This is a genomic window from Pseudomonas sp. SAS7, assembly GCF_052112345.1.
Classification (GTDB): domain Bacteria; phylum Pseudomonadota; class Gammaproteobacteria; order Pseudomonadales; family Pseudomonadaceae; genus Aquipseudomonas; species Aquipseudomonas putida_Q.
Map to the genome: position 1 here is coordinate 200,749 of NZ_JBEGGO010000005.1, position 17,245 is coordinate 217,993.

Consider the following 17,245-nt stretch of genomic DNA (forward strand, 5'->3'; position numbering starts at 1 on the left):
AGCGCGCCATCTGCTGAATGCATTCGTCAGAAAATTCTGCGGGCCTTTTAGCACGCGGTTTGGAGGGCTTTCGGCCAGACCATGACCGAAAGGGCGCCAAATCATCGGATTACTGAAATACCCACTTACAAACGCACCAAAGGTGCTCCCAGGTAACACCTGTGCACCACCGCAATGCCAAAAAGTGCAACCTTCAGGTACAACCTTTAGCCTGCCGATACATTTACAGGTAAACCTGCCCCCAATGAACACGTTTGACCTAAAGGTCGGGTTTACCCCTCGAATGGGGCAAAACCGCTTCCATGAGCGGGCTAAAGCTGGCACCATCGCGCCTTTTTTCATCAAGGCTCTGGTGCTGGGCGACACCTTCGCGGACATCTGCGCGACGTTACGCTGTAGCGATGCGACAAAGTGCCCCACCAGTGCCCACAGTCCCAAGCGACCCTGTTGGCCGCCATAATGCCGCTATGCTAGCTTGGCGCTCGCCAGGAAGGCCGCCAATAGCTGGGAACGCACCCGAACACATGAGGACCGCACATGGCTCAGGCCACGCCCGCGCTGGAAATCCGCAATCTGCACAAACGCTACGGCGAGCAGGAAATTCTCAAGGGCATTTCGCTGACCGCACGCGACGGTGACGTGATCTCCATCCTGGGGTCGTCCGGCTCCGGCAAGTCCACCCTGCTGCGTTGCATCAACCTGCTCGAGAACCCGCACCAGGGCGAAATCCTGGTGGCCGGCGAAGCCCTCAAGCTCAAGGCTGCCAAAAACGGCGACCTGGTCGCCGCCGACAACCGCCAGATCAACCGCCTGCGCAGCGAAATCGGCTTTGTCTTCCAGAACTTCAACCTGTGGCCGCACATGTCGATCCTCGACAACATCATCGAGGCGCCACGCCGCGTGCTCGGCCAAAGCAAGGCCGAGGCCATCGAAGCCGCCGAAGCGCTGCTGAACAAGGTGGGCATCTACGACAAGCGCCACAGCTACCCCGCCCAGCTTTCCGGTGGCCAGCAACAGCGTGCCGCCATTGCCCGTACTCTGGCCATGAAGCCTAAAGTGATCCTGTTCGACGAGCCCACTTCGGCCCTCGATCCGGAAATGGTCCAGGAAGTGCTAAACGTTATCCGCGCATTGGCCGAAGAAGGCCGTACCATGCTGTTGGTAACGCACGAGATGAGCTTTGCCCGCCATGTGTCCAGTGAAGTCGTCTTCCTGCACCAGGGCCTGGTCGAAGAGCAGGGATCGCCGCAGCAGGTCTTCGAGAACCCGAACTCGGCGCGTTGCAAGCAATTCATGTCAAGCCACCGCTAACGGAGCAATACATGCACACTTACAAGAAGTTTCTCCTGGCAGCTGCTGCCACGCTGGTGATGTCGGCAAACGCCATGGCCGCAGAAAAACTGCGCATGGGTATCGAAGCCGCCTACCCACCGTTCAACAATAAGGATGCCAGCGGTAACGTGGTTGGTTTCGACAAAGACATCGGCGACGCCCTGTGCGCCAAGATGAAAGTCGAATGCTCGGTCGTCACCTCCGACTGGGACGGCATCATCCCGGCCCTGAACGCCAAGAAGTTCGACTTCCTGGTGTCATCGCTGTCGATCACCGACGAGCGCAAGCAGGCGGTGGAATTCACCGAGCCGTACTACTCCAACAAGCTGCAGTTCATCGCCCCGAAAAACGTCGACTTCAAGACTGACGCAGCGTCGCTGAAAGGCAAGTCCATCGGCACCCAGCGCGCCACCCTGGCCGGCACCTACCTTGAAGACAACTTCAAGGGCGTCGACGTCAAGCTGTACGACACCCAGGAAAACGCCTACCTGGACCTGGTGTCCGGCCGCATCGACGGCATCCTGGCCGACAAATACGTGCAGTACGAGTGGCTGAAGAGCAAAGACGGCTCGAACTTCGAGTTCAAGGGCGAGCCGGTGATGGACAGCGACAAGATCGGCATTGCCGTGCGCAAAGGTGACACCAAGCTGCGCGACGAGCTGAACAAAGCCCTGGCCGAAATCAAGGCCGACGGCACGTACAAGAAAATCAACGACAAGTACTTCCCGTTCAGCATCGAATGACCCGCCCTGACCGGCGCGCCCACGTGGCGCGCCAGTCCCTAAAATGACCTGCCCATGAATATCGACCTGCACGGATTCGGTCCGGCCATGATGGCCGGCACCCTGATGACCGTAAAACTGGCGCTTTGCGCCTTGCTGCTGGGGCTGGTGCTGGGCCTGCTCGGCGCCCTGGCCAAGACCTCCCCGCTCAAGCCGCTGCAATGGCTTGGCGGCTTCTACTCCACCCTGGTTCGCGGCGTGCCCGAACTGCTGTGGGTGCTGCTTATCTATTTCGGCACCGTCGGGCTGATGAACAGCCTCGGCGAAGCCCTGAACATGCCGGGCCTGGAGCTTAGCGCCTTCGCCGCGGGTGTAATCGCCCTGGGCCTGTGCTTTGGCGCCTACGCCACCGAAGTGTTCCGTGGCGCCATCCTGGCGATCCCCAAGGGCCACCGTGAAGCTGGCCTGGCGCTGGGCCTGTCCAAGGGCCGCATCCTTTCGCGGATCATCCTGCCGCAGATGTGGCGCATCGCCCTGCCCGGCCTTGGCAACCTGTTCATGATCCTGATGAAGGACACCGCGCTGGTGTCGGTGATCGGCCTGGAAGAAATCATGCGTCACTCGCAAATTGGCGTGACCGTGACCAAGGAGCCGTTCACCTTCTACATGGTCGCGGCCTGCATCTACCTGGGCCTGACCGTCATTGCCATGACCGGCATGTACTTCATGGAAAAACGCGCCGCTCGCGGCTTTGCGAGGGCTGAATAATGAATTGGGAAGTCATCTTCAAATGGCTGCCACGCCTGGCCGAGGGTGCGGTCCTGACCCTGGAGCTGGTAGCCATTGCGGTGGTTGCCGGTTTGATCCTGGCCATCCCGCTGGGCATCGCCCGCTCCTCGCGCCGCTGGTACGTGCGCGCCGTGCCATTCAGCTACATCTTCTTCTTCCGCGGTACGCCGCTGCTGGTGCAGCTGTTTCTGGTCTACTACGGCCTGGCGCAGTTCGATGCGGTGCGTTCCAGCTCGCTGTGGCCGTACCTGCGCGACCCGTTCTGGTGCACGGTGCTGACCATGACCCTGCACACCGCTGCCTACATCGCCGAGATCCTGCGCGGCGCGCTGCAGTCGATCCCCAAAGGTGAGATCGAAGCGGCGCGGGCGCTGGGCATGTCGCGGGGCAAGGCGCTGGTCTACATCATGCTGCCCCGTGCTGCGCGCATCGGCCTGCCGGCGTACAGCAACGAAGTGATCCTGATGCTCAAGGCCAGTGCGCTGGCCAGTACCGTGACCCTGCTGGAACTGACCGGCATGGCCCGTACCATCATTGCCCGCACCTACCTGCCGGTGGAAATCTTCTTTGCCGCAGGCGTGTTCTACCTGGTGATCTCGTTCTTGCTGGTACAGGGCTTCAAGCTGCTGGAGCGCTGGCTGCGTGTAGATGCCTGCCAGGGTCGCTGAGACCTTACTGGCCCTTTCGCGGGTAAACCCGCTCCCACAGGGACATCACAGGCCTTGAAACCTGTGCTAATCCTGTGGGAGCGGGTTCACCCGCGAAGAGGCCCTCAAACCCAACACACATCTACCCATGCCCAGCCACCTCCACAGCCACCACCTAAGCACCCGCTTCAAGGCCCTCGACCAGTTCCTGATCGAGCACCAACAGCTGTGGAAACCGCGCCCCTTCACCACCCTGCAACTGGCCTGGGAAACCATCCACCCCGAACTCGCCACCCACCTGCGCCAATGTTCCCTGGCAGACGCCGAAGCCGACAGCGCCACTGACCGCTTGCCCGCGCCCTTCCCGCAACTGGCCGAACAAGCCCAAAAGCTCGCCGCCCTCGGCAGCCTCCCGAAAACCGACCTGCCACCCGCCGCCCACCGCCTGGACGTCGCCGTCCCCGGCCGCAAATGGCAGCAGATCGAAGCCTTCGCCAGCCACCTGGCCTTCCGCGCCCCGCCACATCACTGGCTGGACTGGTGCTCCGGCAAAGGCCACCTCGGCCGTCGCCTACTGCAACCCGGCCAACAGCTGACCTGCCTGGAGTACGACGCCGAACTGGTCGCCGCCGGCCAGGCCCTGAGCGCCCACCATCACTTGCCCGCACAGCACGTACATCAGGATGTGATGGCCAGCGACAGCGCCCGCCACCTGGCCGGCGACAAAAGCGTGGTGGCCCTGCACGCCTGCGGCGACCTGCATGTACGCCTGATGCAGCTGGCCAGCCAGCAAGGTTGCCGGCAACTCGCCGTAGCCCCCTGCTGCTACAACCGCATCGCGGCGCCGCAGTACCAGGCGTTATCCACAGCCGCGCAGGCCTCGAGCCTGCAGCTGTCGCTGGACGACCTGGGCCTGCCCCTGAGCGAAACCGTCACCGCCGGTGCCCGCGTGCGGCGCCAGCGCGACACCTCGATGGCCCGGCGCCTGGGCTTTGATCTGCTGCAACGCCAGCAGCGCCAAAGCAGCGAATACCTGCCAACGCCGTCGCTGCCGGTAGCCTGGCTGGAAAAGCCCTTCGAGCAGTACTGCCGCGACCTGGCCGACCTCAAACAACTGCCCTTGACCGGCAACCCGGACTGGGCCGCCCTGGAAGCAGCCGGCTGGCAGCGCCTGGCCGAGGTACGCAACCTGGAGCGGGTACGCAACCTGTTCCGACGGCCGCTGGAGTTGTGGCTGGTACTCGATCGCGCCCTGTTCCTCGAAGAACAAGGCTACGCCGTTCGCCTGGGCCTGTTTTGCGACTATCCACTGACCCCACGCAACCTGCTTATCCTCGCGGAACGCGACCGTTAGCCGCAGCACAACCTGTGGATAAGTCTGTGAACAAGCTTTTGATTACCTGTTGGATCCAAGCGCTATTTCAAGCGTTTGGCTTATTCCGGGTTGCAGCTCAAGGCCAGTAAAAACAGGCGTTTGCGCAAAGACCAGCGGCGCAGCGATCCGGCATGCCTTTCGCGCAAGTCCCAAATGCCACTTGTGCATAAACATTTCTTGTGGTTGGCGCAATCACTGTTCGCGCGGTCTTTGTAGGAGCGGCCTTGTGTCGCGAAAGGGCCGCAAAGCGGCCCCCGTTTTAGGTGCAATCTCAGAAATCGCCGGGGCTGCTTTGCAGCCCATTCGCGACACAAGGCCGCTCCTACAGTGACCGCGTGAACGCTTAATGCGCCTTGCCCTTGGCAATCTCGATATCGTTCATCAATGCCTTGGCCATGTCGCACAGGTAATCGGCTGCACCCAGGAATTTATGGTCGTCTTCCATATCCCCCTCGCGCACCAGGTGCTTGATATAGCCCATCAGGATCGAGACATGCTCATAGGCAGCATCCACCGGGACACCGGGCTCTACCCGCAGCAGATTGAGGGATGGGTTACCGGCTGCGAGGAAGGTTTCCACGCCTGCGGTGGTGACTGGCTCATCTTGTTTCATGGCAAATCCTCATTCACGAAAGGAGGCTGCCAAAAATCTTTCTCACGGATTTGGGGCGGCAGCCGTACGCGGGGTGAGAAACCGAGTGAATAAGGAAGCCCGGCCAGACCGAGGTCTGCCCACGTACGGCCACCATGACAGGTAGCGCTTATTCAAAGTCGGGCTCTCACACCCGGTCGCCTGAGCGACCCGAAAACGGTATCTGTGAGCCACTTCCCCGACAACAGCGATACTTCGGCGGCGCGCGTAGGATACTTCCGAAGCATCCAAACCCAGAAGCTTTTGGCCCCATGGTTCGGAATTTCCTTACGCAAATTGCCGCACTCACACGATCCCTGTGGGAGCGGGTTCACCCGCGAAGAGGCCCTCTCAGGCAACACAAGGCTAATGCCCCACCGCCGTAACGGTGTATCATCCGCCCCCCAAATCATTAAAAAGTGACGTCGCGCGCTGCCCGCCAGCCTCGCGGCCTTCTGGCGTTGCGCCAGAACCGACAATGGACCAACGGACCTGACCATCGTGACCCGAGCCAAACCCCTCGCCCTGTTGACCCTCGCCCTGTCCCTCACCGGCTGCGCCGGCGGCACCTCGCCTCACCCAAACAGCAACCTGGGCTGGAACCACCCCGGCATGCAACTGGGCGGCGACAACGGCCTGCCCCTGCGCACCGAAAGCCCCTGCCGCAAGCGCGGCTGCGACAACGACAAGCTGTTCTTCAACCCGGGCAAAAGCGAGCCAAACGTCAACACCATCCACCGCGGCTGGTAGGAAAATTCTCCTTTTAGGCCGGTGACTTAGGTCTTTTTCGAACATTCGCAAGGAAGTGGTTTACAGGCGCCAAACGATCGTTATAATGACGCCCCATTGCCGGTATAGCTCAGATGGTAGAGCAACTGACTTGTAATCAGTAGGTCCCGGGTTCGATTCCTGGTGCCGGCACCATACGCAGTATCAAAAAAGGCTCACCGAAAGGTGGGCCTTTTTTGTTTTCGGCTATGAGGTATGACTCAAATGGCGGATTCCCCCAGCCTTGCGCAAGACGTTGTGCATTCAGCTACGGCGTTCTCAAAGGCGTTCCGGCAAAAGCCTCCGCAGTGGTTTGCGTTCGGCCTGTTTTCCATGTTCCCCACTAACTGCTGCGAATTCGCAAGTTTACTGCTGGCTTGGTTTCTGTGTGAGGAGCACGAGGGCATTGCCATCGACGTGGTAACGGGCGAGTTGAAGGCAGATACGGAGCAACGGCACATCTGGCTGAGGCTCGAAGGGCACAATCTGGATATCACCGCTGACCAATTCGATGCAGCTCTCCCTCACACGCTCATCACCCAACCCGGGGGATGGCATGAGAGGTACGCCTTGCTTGACGCGGCGCCATTCCAAAGGGATTTTCACGAAGAATACGGGGATGATTGCAGGCAAGACATCATCGACGACTATAGGGCCTTGGCACATACCGCAAGGACCGAGCTCAAATAGTAGGAAACGAGCTTGCTCACGCTACGGGGCAATCGCCGTGGCGACTCGGCCGTAGAGCGGCCTCAACAATCCCATAGCGACACCCCGTGGCTCTGCCAGGCTGCACCGTCGCTGAGGAAAGACTCACAAGCACGCCGCGTCTCCTGTAGGAGCGGCCTTGCGTCGCGATGAGCCGCAAAGCGGCCCCGGCAATCTCAGGCCAGAATATAGAAAGCTCAAGCCCCCCCCGGCTGGGCTCAAAAAGCCCTGTCAGGCGGCTTTCCGCTCCAAACTCTCCCAACCCAGGCAAGCCAGCGCCAATGTGCGTGGTACCGCTTCACGACCACTGCTGTAGCGGCTGATGCTGCGGGCGCTGACTCCCAGCGCCTCGGCAGCCTGGTCGAGCGTCATCCGGTGCCGCAAACGCCAGCGAATGAAAACTCGGGTATTTTCATCAGGTGCGTTTTGGGCAAGCGCGTCCAGTAGCAGGGTGTCCGCACCAATCTGAATATCCAGCGCTGGCCACTCCACCGACCATCCTCCGTCGCCCAATACGACGCCTTCAAACGCTTTGCGCTTGGACAGCGGCGCCAAGCCAGGATACGTCTTGAGCGCATCGCTCATATCCAGGGTGAAATGCTGCCCATTGGTAAAGGTAAGCTCAAGGCTGGCGTCCGATCGAGGCTGTACACTCTTCAGACGGGGACGTTTCATCGATGCCATTTCATCCACTCCTTCAACAAATCGGCCTGATTGGCCGCCACCCAGGCCAGGGCTTCTTGCACCACTTTCGCAGGTGCCCTGCCTTGGCTAACAGTCACAGATTCCAGACTGATCACCACGTCCACCCCACCGCCGGTAAGGTGAACGTGGGGTGGTAGATGATCCCTTTCCCTTAGCTCAATGCGGTACTTGTCGCGAAATCGGTATTTGGTAGACATGGCATGATCGTATCGCCAATTTGGCGATACGGCAACCGCTACAAACCGGCTATGTAGATATCCACAGAACAGCATGGAGCGGTTCCGCGCAGCCACACTGCTGAGGGCCAACTAGATAAAAACTACAGGGACACGCAGGTCTGTGGAAAACCTGTGATGACTACGTAGGAATAGTTTTCTCCACAGGCGCTAAACACCTGAAACTGCATTTCCTGGCCGCCATTGTCCACAAGCGTTGACCGGTAATTTCAAATGCTACCGAGGCAGCAAAATGTGACCTAGAACCTGAAAAGCCACACCGCAACCGCAGTGGAGCAGCCCGAGTACGATCCGCTTCCGACAGCTCGTACGTTCACTCCCCATGTGATGGACACTCTTACCCGCATGGCGCTCGTGCGCCAGATACAACGTACTTTGCTGCCGAGCAGCAAGCTACCGGCTTGGCCGAATCGTGCGCCAACCTGTGCCCGTCTCTTTCCTCTGGAAAGAGACGGGCACTTCTACCACTGCTGCAGCCCTGATCGCACATGGCTTTGCGGCATTCCCCCTCGTGACAATCGGCGTGACAAACCCCGATGTCACCAGCAACAGCGCTGTAGATGATGGTGCCGCAGACCACGGAATGGACTGCACCTGACTGACAGTCAGGCATGCCCCGGTCATCGCATTGCTGCGTTCACCCAGCTCAGGATCTTCAGGCGCTGGTCTAGTCAGCCAGTGCTGCCTCCGCCCGCCCACCGGCAACGGTGTTCAGAAGGCCAAATCATGAGATGCCCTTGCTCCTGGTCGTAAGGAGCCGCCAGTCCCGCGTAGCGGACACTCCCCACAGGTCGCAGGGGCCTTGATCCCTGATACCACTCAGCATTCTTGGCGGGATGACGTGGGGCGAGGATCGGAGAACAGCAGATGAGGGGATCGACATGGCATTGGTGAGTAGACGCGATGGCCGCAATTTCGGTTACGGCAGGCAATTGAGCTACGCAGGGGCACAAGCGCTGAAAGATATGTTCGGCGGAGGCCACTACGGCACGGTCAAGGCACACTGTGATCGGTGGCGGGCATTCGTCAAATGGTGCCGTTCCGAACAGGGGCCCGGCATTAATGATGCGCGGCAGATTGATCGAAAAGTGTTGGCCGACTATGCGGCGCATCTGCGCGACGTGGTTGGGCGAGGTGATCTCGCCATCAGCACCGCACAAAACCGGCTATCCAGCGTTAACAGGACCATGGCGGCGCTTCGCGGTGATCAGTGCGTGAAATTGCCCAGTCCGAGCAAGGCACTGGGCATGCAGCGCACCGGGGTTCGCCAGTCGGTGCCGCAGGGCCAAAACCGCGAACAGGTTAAGCAGATCGTCGGTGCGCTTTGCCAGCAGCATCAGCTACGGGCTGCCGCGATCCTTCTGTTAGCGCGAGCCACCGGCATGCGTTTGCGCGAGGCCATCTTGGCTGACCTGCCGCGGCTAAGCCGTGAGGCTGACGACCTAGGCAGGATAAACATTCAGGATGGCACCAAAGGTGGCCGCGCCGGTGCATCGGCACCTCGCTGGATTGCGGTGGACGAACATGTTCAAAGCGCGCTTGAATTTGCACAGCGGGTGTCGCCCGGAAACAGCCGCAACCTGATTGCGCCAGACGAAAGCTATCTGAATGTTCTGCAGGCAATCATCCGCCCAGCGCGGGACGTCCTGCATGCACACAAGCTCAAAGGCTTCCATGAATTCCGAGCGGCGTACGCATGTGAACGCTATGAGCAAATCACCCAGCACCGGGCGCCTATCAACGGCGGCCAATGTCACCTGGCAGATAGGAAGCTTGATCGTGAGGCTCGGATGCAAATCAGCTACGAGCTTGGGCATGGTCGGATCGACGTAGTCGGGGCGTACATCGGAGGACGGACATGAGCGACCCATTCGATATGGAGTTGTTCTTAGCTGGCGTCCTGAACGGATCACACGCCACACGGCAACGCCATTTGCGGCAGGCTAAAATCATCCAGAGAGATATCGCGAAACGCTGGCAGCGAGAGACACCCTGGGTTTGGCAGAGAAAACATCTGGTGTGGTTCCTCGACCATCGCCTACGCTCAAGCAGTGAATGGACGCGCTATCAATACTATCTAACTTTAAAGCTGCTTACTCGAAAGCTAGACAAAGCATGGAAAATCAACCGCCCTGAAACTATCTGTCGGTCACTGCGGAAGCAAGAACTCAGACAATCCAAGAAAGGGTAATAATCCGCCAGATGCACTCAAAACTCTGCTTCTAGATCAACCCGACTCAAAAACACCTCTTAGTTATCACAGATATTTACGCCCTACGATTACAAACTGAGCCTCAGACTTACAGAACGACTTATTAATTGTATCAATTAAATCGAAAACTTGAGTTTCAACCTCGAAAAAGTCTAGCCTTGGCAAAGAGTGCAGGGTTATGCCTATACCTATTAAATGGCTCTTGATACGTTCCTGATGCTCCTTGTATCTAAAGCCACCAGCTTCCACCTTACCTACCAGGTGATTTGACTTAGTGACCAGCCGATTTAGTTCCTCAACAAAACCGTAATAAGTCGATGCCACATTTAGCTCACCTATGTTCGCACTACCATAAATACAGTTATACCACTTCAATGTATCGAAGGACGCTCTATTTAGCCTATCTCGCTTATCAATCTCACCGGCAATGTAGGCCGAAAAAATTGAAACATGTGATATATGATTACTTAAGGCCGACGATTTAACACTTGCCAAGTAGCTCATTAAGGCAACAACAATACCACCAAACGTGATCAATCCGCCAAGGACATTCCAAGTCAACTGAAGAATTAAACCTGAACTACTAAACCCTGAAATAAATGTATCTATACAAGAATTCGTAAAGCAAACATCACGTGAAAATAGCCCGTCTTTCACCCCCGTCGACATAAAGACAAGCAGTGCAAGCAAACCACCCACCGCCGAGACTATGGAAACACAAGCGATCAGCCAGGAAACTAATTTTCGCCGCTCTAACATCTTAGACATAAGCTAATCACTTATTCATAGTTCGGCCTAAGCTTTCTCAGCCGGTTGCGTAAAAGCAAAGTAATTCTTGGATAAGACCTTTTCAAGATATTTAAGCGCTCATGCGCCATATAAAATCTCTTGGCGTACCAATAGGTCGACGCTTTGGCGGATACGTCCCGTTCCAAACGCATGATTATTTGGATCGCCCTACTGATATCTCTTTTTGATGGGAGCGGGTAAACTTTCACCAGCCTAGCCACTAAAGCGGTATGCTGAGTGTGCCCCAGCCTTGCCAGTTTATTAACCTTCCCCATGCATCTATTGAAGTCATGCCGATAAGCATGAGTCAATCTATAACCACGTTCATTAGCTATAACTTCAATATTCTTAACTGACGCACGAATTCGCCTAACCTCGTCTGCCGGGAGGCGCGGCTCATTGAAGCAGATTCTCAAGCCATGTACCATCAACGGCTCAGACGATAAATACTGCGTCCTTGATTTACCCGAATTTAGAGGTAAATCTTTTGCGGTTAACATCTGCTCTACTACACCGCGAGCAAACCCAAAATCAAAATTTGATATCTTACTAGAGAGAGTTATGTCGTCCACGAAACGAGTGTATACAATTCCCTTTCGCGACAAACGATCCACAACATACGCTTCTACATCATGGAGACAAAGACTAGCTAGATAGCTTGAAGTCAGGGCGCCTTGAACCAAGTGAGACTTGAAGGTACATATATTTGTAAGCGCCCGCGACACTTCATCTGGGTATTTTAACAGATCTCTAAACACACCATAGACAATGTCGCCATGTACATTATCAAAGAAATTCTTCACATCAAGTTTAAGCAGCGATTTTGCACCACAGTGAGATGCAGCGCATGCTATATGATCCTTTGTTACTTCTTGGCCGCACTTGTCTTTATGATTGGGAATTGACCCAAATAAAAAATCTGGCCAAGTTATTACACGGCTATTTGAAAATATTCTTTTGTTAATCCTCCGCTGAATCAGTCTAATCCTATAATCGGGACTATAGACCGTCCTAATTCCACCATCAGACTTAGGCAGCTCAGATTTTTTATATCTATGCTCATCTGGAATCTGCAAGACTTCCTGCAAGAACGAAAGACTTATACCAAGAGCAGACGCTAGGTTTTCAATTGAAGATATCGAGTGGACCGAAGCTTTATAACGTTGGACCTCAGCAATCCCTGCCATTATTGCCCACCGATTAAGTGTAGGTGTCGCCAGCTCATACTATAGAGCGCTGAGGGAAAATGTCGCTTTCATTAACACAATACACTGATAGCTACCAAATTCCCTCTGGCTAACCTACCGTCATTCACTATTCCGGGACGGGAGAGGCGGACGGTGCCCCCCTCCGGACAAGCTCGCCGAGACATCAACGAGCGCCTTTTCAGGCGTGCTCAGTGTTGTTACATGTTAACTGCAGCAAGCAAGCGATACGCTTGCGTGATCTGAAGTTAGCGCAATTTTTTACCTATGGCAATGGGCCATTTATCAGGAATTTTTTACTGCGACCCGCCCTATCAGCCCTCAGCTTGGTGGAGTCAAAGCATCAGGCCATCTGAAATCGATGCACCAAAATATTTAAGCGCAGTTGCGTCCCAGCAAGCCCTCTGCGTGACATATGAGAGATCCCCGATTCGATTCCACTAAATGCCATAACTAGCTGATTTTTTTGTAGCTATCCTTTGAGGTACGCTCAAAAATCCATGAAATTCCAGCCCCGCGAATCCTCTGCCCTCACGGTAAGAAACCGTTCGTCTGGTGCCACCATACGCAGGATCAAAAAAGGCTCACCGAAAGGTGGGCCTTTTTTGTTTTCAACCACGCAGCCCTACTCACCTCTCGGCCCCGCCAGCCTCGTGTTCTTACAAATGCCCTGAAGCCACCACGATTCGTATAGGTGCTGGCTTGCAGCTTCCCCAAGCGCCGACCGATCGTTACCGGTCAAGCCAGAAGCAGGGCCCTGGATCACATCGTGATCCTTGTCAGGCACAATTCAGTCCAGATAGGATGAGATAAATTCTCAAACGCAATCCTATACCAACAAGAGGGCTGAAGTTGTCTACCCCGCCCGTGCCATCTGCAACGCAGGCTGATGTTCAGTCCCTCTACATCGACCACCACGCCTGGCTGGTGGACTGGCTGCGCAAACGCCTGCGCCAAGGGGATAACGCTGCCGACCTGGCTCAGGATACGTTCGTCAATGTGCTGGGCAAACTTGACCGGATACAGGATGTGCGCCAGCCGCGTGCCTGGCTGAGTACCATTGCCCGCGCCCTGGTGATCGATCGTGCGCGCCGCGATCGTGTCGAAAGGGCCTATCTGGATGCAGTGGCCAACCTGCCAGAGCCGTTGATGCCATCCCCGGAAGCCCAGATGATCCTGCTTGAAACCCTGGCCAAGGTGGATGCCCTGCTCGACGGCTTGCCGCCCAAGGTGCGCACGGCCTTTCTGCTGTCGCGCCTGGAGGGGTTGGGCTACAAGGAAATCGCCGCGCAACTGGGGGTCAGCCTGAGGTCGGTGGAGAGCTACATGGCGAAAGCTATCCGCCATTGCTACTTCGCTACCTCATGAGCCGCGCACCGCGACCCGAGCTACCCGATGACGTGCTCGACCAGGCGATCATGTGGATGGTGCGCCTACAGTCTGGTTACGCGGACGAGCATGCCCTGCAGGGTTGCCTGCATTGGCGCAAGCTTCATCCACTGCATGAAACCGCTTGGCAGGCATTGCAAAACAACGAATCTACATTCCACAACCTCGCCAGCCTGCCAGGTGTACCCGGCGGTGTCGCGCGTGACGCCCTTGAGCGCATGCAGCATCACCAGCTGGGTCGGCGGCGGCTGCTTCAGGTGCTGGGCACCGGCCTGGTCGTTGGCGCAACGGGGTGGCAGGGCCAGGAGCAGGTTCGGCGCTGGGGTGCCGACTACAGCACCCGCGTGGGCGAGCAACGAACAGTGATGCTTGCCGACGGTACACGGCTGCAGCTCAATACCAATAGCGCCGTCGATGTCTCATTTACCAGTAGCCAGCGCCTGATCAAGCTGTTGCAGGGTGAAATCTTCATCGATACCGGCGCTGACGAAGGTTCGCCCGCCGGCCGGCGCAGCTTCTGGGTGCACACTACCCAGGCACAATTGCAGGCGCTGGGTACGGCGTTTGCGGTGCGCCAGGAAGGTACGCGCACACGGCTGATGGTCGAACAGAGCAAGGTGCTTATCCATCAGCAGGCACGGCAGCAACTGGTGGCCGCAGGCGAGGAGTATTCGATCAGCGCCGAAGGTAGCCGCAAGCTCCAGCACAGCGAAATGGATGCCAGCGCCTGGACACGGGGCCAGCTGGTGGCACGCAGCCTGCCGTTGCAGACACTGATCGCGGAACTGGCACGCTATCAGCACGGCTGGCTTGGCTGCGCGCCACCGGTGGCGGGGTTGAAGGTATCGGGCGTTTTCCAGCTGGATGATATCGAGCAGGCACTGAATGCCCTCAGCGATTCAATGCCCGTCAGGGTTGAGCGTTTCACGCGGTTCTGGCGTCGCGTTGTTCCTCGCTAAGCATAAATTGCAAAAAGACGAGTTTGAGGCTGCGGGTTTTTTCGAGCACTTCGGCCAATAGGGAAAACACCCTGCCAAACGAATGGAGCTCGATTCACATGTCATCTGCGTTCTCACCTCGCCATATACCCAGGACCCGCCTTGCCGTAGCGCTGCGTGGCGTGTTGCTTGCCAGCGCAGCAAGCATTGCGCTGCCGATTTACGCGGTACATGCCGAACAGAGCGAAGTGCGCCATTACAATCTGCCTGCAGGCACGTTGGAGCAATCGCTCAGTGCGTTTGCACAGGTTGCCGCCATCAACTTGCCCTTTGACCCTGCGTTGGTCCGTGGCAAGCATGCGACCGCATTGAACGGCGACTACACCGTTCAGCAGGGCCTGGATGCACTTCTGCAGGGCAACGGCCTTGTTGCCACCCAAGCGGCCAATGGCAACTGGATCCTCGACCCAGTAGCCACCACCGGCGGCGCGGCGCTGGAGCTGGGAAGCACGCTGGTCAGCGGGCAGGGCATGGGCGAGATGACCGAGAATACCGGCTCGTACACCACCGGTGCGGTGAGCGTGGGCTCCAAGAGCCCGACCAGCCTGCGCGAAACGCCACAGTCGGTGTCGGTGCTGTCCAGCCAGCTGATTGAAGACCGCAGTATCACCAGCCTGCAGGACGCGCTGAAAATGGCACCCGGGGTCACGGTGCAAAAAACTACCAGCGACACCTACGAGTTCTACTCGCGCGGCTTCAACATCGACAGCATCCAGATTGATGGCGCAGCGCCCATGGCACTGTCCTCAGTGGCTACCAGCTTCTACTCCCGCCGGTTGTACAACCTGGCTGAATTCGACCACATCGAGGTATTACGGGGATCCGGTGCGCTGTTCGGCGGTGTGGGCGACCCCGGTGGCGTCATCAACCTGGTGCGCAAGCGCCCGCTGTCGGACTTCCAGTTGAAGTTCGAAGCCGCCGCCGGCTCCTGGGACAACTACCGTTCGCAAGTCGACGTGACCGGCCCGCTCACCGACAGCGGCAATGTTCGCGGCCGCCTGGTGACGGCATACACCGACCGCCAATACTTCACGGATAAACTGGCCACGCAAAAACCCACGGTATACGGGGTGTTCGAGGTCGACCTGGGCCCACAGACCATCTTCACCCTGGGTGGCATGTATGAAAGCACCCACTCCAACTCGTCGTTGGGGCTGCCACGCTATACCACGGGTAAAGACATCGGGCTGCCGCGCCACACCAACCTGGGGCAGAACTGGTCCTACATGGACAATATCTCCCAGGAGATCTTCACCAAACTCGACCACTACTTCGATAACGACTGGAAGCTGAACGTCTCGTATACCAATACCCGCGACGCCGGCAAGGCGCTGGCGGCAGTATCGGGCAACGCCGTCAACCCGGTGACCTTGGCAGGCCCGGTGTGGCGCGCCAGCTATAACGTCTACTCCACCAGCCAGGACCTGATAGACAGCAACCTTTCTGGCAGCTTCGATGCCTTTGGCCGCGAGCACCAGTTCGTGCTGGGCGCCGATTATCAGAAGGTCACCAGCCGCTGGCAGGGTTCTGGGGTGTTCACCGGCACCGGTGTCCCCATCGACGTGTTCGACCCTGGTTACTGGAAGCCCACCACAATTTCATTGCAGACCCCACGGGACTACAGCCCCAATACGCAGGAGCAGTACGGCCTGTATGGGCGCTTGACGCTGCAGGTGGCTGACCCGCTCAAGGTCATTCTGGGTGGCCGCGCGGCGCGTTACCACTTCGAGCAGGTGTATACCAATGCGGGTGTGGTGCAGAGCGACATCGACATGCGCGAACCGACGCGTTTCGTGCCTTACTTTGGCGCCATCTACGACCTTGATGAGCAGTGGTCGCTGTATGGCAGCTATTCGAAGATCTACAAGCCGCAGCAAAGCTACCTTCGCGGGCCGGTGGGCAGTAATGACGTGCTGGAGCCGTTGGAGGGCAAGACCTCCGAAGTGGGTATCAAGGGCGAACTGTTCGATGGCCGCTTGAACACCAGCCTTGCCGTGTTTTATACCAAGCGCAAGAACGGCGCGGTGCAGGATACCAACTTCCCGGCGGCCTCCGTGCTGTATGGCGGCAGTTGCTGCTACGTGAACCAGGGCGAGGTCGTCAGCAAAGGGATCGAGCTGGAAGCGACGGGCGAAATCCGTAAGGATTGGAACCTGATGGCCAGCTACGTGTACAACTACAACAAGAACGAGACAGACAGCACGGCCTTGAGCACCATCACGCCCAAGCATCAGTTCAAGGTGTGGACGACTTATCAACTGCCCGCAGCGCTTTCGGACTGGACCGTAGGCGGCGGCGTCGATCTGCAAAGCGCCACCTATGTCAGCGGAACCACGGTGCGCGTGGATGGCAATGGCAATGTGGTGGAGTCGAACATTCCGTTCGATTACAAGCAAAGTGGCTACGCGGTGTGGAACGCCCTGTTGAGGTACCGCGTGGATGACCACTGGACCGTGTCGCTCAATGCCAACAACCTGTTCGACAAGACTTACTACCAAACAGTCTCCAGCGCGGCGAACGGCAACTTCTATGGGGACCCGCGTAATTACATGCTGACCCTGAGGGGGACGTTCTAGTCGTCTCGGTCGGCGGGTATGCACTGCACCTGGTAGGCCGTCGCAAAAGGCGAGTCAAATAAGAAAAGCGGGCCGCTTTGCGGCCCATCGCAGGCAAGCCAGCTCCCACAGTGATCGCGCCAGCCTTCAGGTTTTGTGCAAGACAGTTGCTGCCAATCTTCGC

Annotated in this window: 17 protein-coding genes and 1 tRNA gene; 13 read left to right on the forward strand and 5 right to left on the reverse strand. The window is 57.6% G+C overall.

Features of this window, described 5'->3' with window-relative positions:
• The first annotated feature begins 537 nt into the window (after positions 1 to 537).
• The 5 genes from ABI582_RS10580 (at position 538) to ABI582_RS10600 (ending at position 4,844) form a co-directional block, all read left to right on the forward strand.
• Complete coding sequence (locus tag ABI582_RS10580; RefSeq protein WP_016484496.1) at positions 538 to 1,311, forward strand: ABC transporter ATP-binding protein; 774 nt, start codon at positions 538 to 540, stop codon at positions 1,309 to 1,311.
• 11 nt (positions 1,312 to 1,322) lie between these two features.
• Entirely contained in the window at positions 1,323 to 2,075 is a 753-nt protein-coding gene (locus tag ABI582_RS10585; RefSeq protein ID WP_063423983.1) for an ABC transporter substrate-binding protein, read from the forward strand.
• 54 nt (positions 2,076 to 2,129) lie between these two features.
• Positions 2,130 to 2,822 carry an ABC transporter permease gene (locus ABI582_RS10590; protein ID WP_016497593.1) on the forward strand — a complete coding sequence of 231 codons (693 nt, stop codon included), beginning with the start codon at positions 2,130 to 2,132 and terminating at the stop codon, positions 2,820 to 2,822.
• Positions 2,822 to 3,511, forward strand: a complete 690-nt coding sequence (locus ABI582_RS10595; RefSeq protein ID WP_259139838.1) for an ABC transporter permease — start codon at positions 2,822 to 2,824, stop codon at positions 3,509 to 3,511. Before ABI582_RS10590 ends, ABI582_RS10595 begins: the two co-directional genes overlap by 1 nt.
• Before the next feature lie 127 nt (positions 3,512 to 3,638).
• Positions 3,639 to 4,844, forward strand: a complete 1,206-nt coding sequence (locus ABI582_RS10600) for a methyltransferase (RefSeq protein WP_442119145.1) — start codon at positions 3,639 to 3,641, stop codon at positions 4,842 to 4,844.
• 364 nt (positions 4,845 to 5,208) lie between these two features.
• Here the strand turns inward: ABI582_RS10600 and ABI582_RS10605 are convergent, their stop codons facing one another.
• On the reverse strand, positions 5,209 to 5,478 hold the full coding sequence (locus tag ABI582_RS10605; RefSeq protein WP_016497590.1) for a DUF3077 domain-containing protein: 270 nt from the start codon (positions 5,476 to 5,478) through the stop codon (positions 5,209 to 5,211).
• A 519-nt stretch (positions 5,479 to 5,997) separates the two neighbouring features.
• Between ABI582_RS10605 and ABI582_RS10610 the strand changes: the two genes are divergently transcribed.
• The 3 genes from ABI582_RS10610 to ABI582_RS10620 all read left to right on the forward strand — a co-directional run bounded on the left by ABI582_RS10610 (position 5,998) and on the right by ABI582_RS10620 (position 6,954).
• Positions 5,998 to 6,246, forward strand: a complete 249-nt coding sequence (locus ABI582_RS10610; protein ID WP_258911051.1) for a hypothetical protein — start codon at positions 5,998 to 6,000, stop codon at positions 6,244 to 6,246.
• 98 nt (positions 6,247 to 6,344) lie between these two features.
• Positions 6,345 to 6,420, forward strand: a tRNA-Thr gene (locus ABI582_RS10615).
• Positions 6,421 to 6,489: 69 nt separating this feature from the next.
• A complete protein-coding gene (locus tag ABI582_RS10620) occupies positions 6,490 to 6,954 on the forward strand; it encodes a hypothetical protein (protein ID WP_442119146.1) in 465 nt (154 codons plus the stop codon).
• A 249-nt stretch (positions 6,955 to 7,203) separates the two neighbouring features.
• Here ABI582_RS10620 and ABI582_RS10625 read toward each other — a convergent pair whose 3' ends face one another.
• Positions 7,204 to 7,656, reverse strand: coding sequence for a DUF2442 domain-containing protein (locus ABI582_RS10625; protein ID WP_019471290.1), 453 nt, complete (start codon positions 7,654 to 7,656; stop codon positions 7,204 to 7,206).
• Positions 7,644 to 7,874 carry a DUF4160 domain-containing protein gene (locus ABI582_RS10630; RefSeq protein ID WP_081237919.1) on the reverse strand — a complete coding sequence of 77 codons (231 nt, stop codon included), beginning with the start codon at positions 7,872 to 7,874 and terminating at the stop codon, positions 7,644 to 7,646. Before ABI582_RS10630 ends, ABI582_RS10625 begins: the two co-directional genes overlap by 13 nt.
• Before the next feature lie 920 nt (positions 7,875 to 8,794).
• Between ABI582_RS10630 and ABI582_RS10635 the strand changes: the two genes are divergently transcribed.
• Both ABI582_RS10635 and ABI582_RS10640 read left to right on the forward strand, forming a co-directional pair.
• The gene (locus ABI582_RS10635) at positions 8,795 to 9,775 is read left to right on the forward strand and encodes an integrase domain-containing protein (RefSeq protein ID WP_442119147.1); all 981 of its coding nucleotides are present in this window, start codon (positions 8,795 to 8,797) and stop codon (positions 9,773 to 9,775) included.
• Complete coding sequence (locus ABI582_RS10640) at positions 9,772 to 10,104, forward strand: hypothetical protein (protein WP_442119148.1); 333 nt, start codon at positions 9,772 to 9,774, stop codon at positions 10,102 to 10,104. Before ABI582_RS10635 ends, ABI582_RS10640 begins: the two co-directional genes overlap by 4 nt.
• Positions 10,105 to 10,170: 66 nt before the next feature.
• On the opposite strand, the gene ABI582_RS10645 is transcribed toward ABI582_RS10640, so the two are convergent.
• Positions 10,171 to 10,893, reverse strand: coding sequence for a retron Ec48 family effector membrane protein (locus ABI582_RS10645; protein WP_442119149.1), 723 nt, complete (start codon positions 10,891 to 10,893; stop codon positions 10,171 to 10,173).
• 11 nt (positions 10,894 to 10,904) lie between these two features.
• Complete coding sequence (locus ABI582_RS10650; RefSeq protein ID WP_442119150.1) at positions 10,905 to 12,101, reverse strand: reverse transcriptase family protein; 1,197 nt, start codon at positions 12,099 to 12,101, stop codon at positions 10,905 to 10,907.
• A gap of 870 nt (positions 12,102 to 12,971) precedes the next feature.
• On the opposite strand from ABI582_RS10650, the gene ABI582_RS10655 reads away from it, so the two are divergent.
• The 3 genes from ABI582_RS10655 to ABI582_RS10665 all read left to right on the forward strand — a co-directional run bounded on the left by ABI582_RS10655 (position 12,972) and on the right by ABI582_RS10665 (position 17,082).
• On the forward strand, positions 12,972 to 13,487 hold the full coding sequence (locus tag ABI582_RS10655) for a sigma-70 family RNA polymerase sigma factor (protein ID WP_219735896.1): 516 nt from the start codon (positions 12,972 to 12,974) through the stop codon (positions 13,485 to 13,487).
• Positions 13,484 to 14,467, forward strand: coding sequence for a FecR domain-containing protein (locus ABI582_RS10660; protein WP_442119151.1), 984 nt, complete (start codon positions 13,484 to 13,486; stop codon positions 14,465 to 14,467). The genes ABI582_RS10655 and ABI582_RS10660 overlap by 4 nt, the downstream gene beginning before the upstream one ends.
• Before the next feature lie 98 nt (positions 14,468 to 14,565).
• The gene (locus ABI582_RS10665; RefSeq protein ID WP_442119152.1) at positions 14,566 to 17,082 is read left to right on the forward strand and encodes a TonB-dependent siderophore receptor; all 2,517 of its coding nucleotides are present in this window, start codon (positions 14,566 to 14,568) and stop codon (positions 17,080 to 17,082) included.
• Positions 17,083 to 17,245 lie beyond the last annotated feature (163 nt).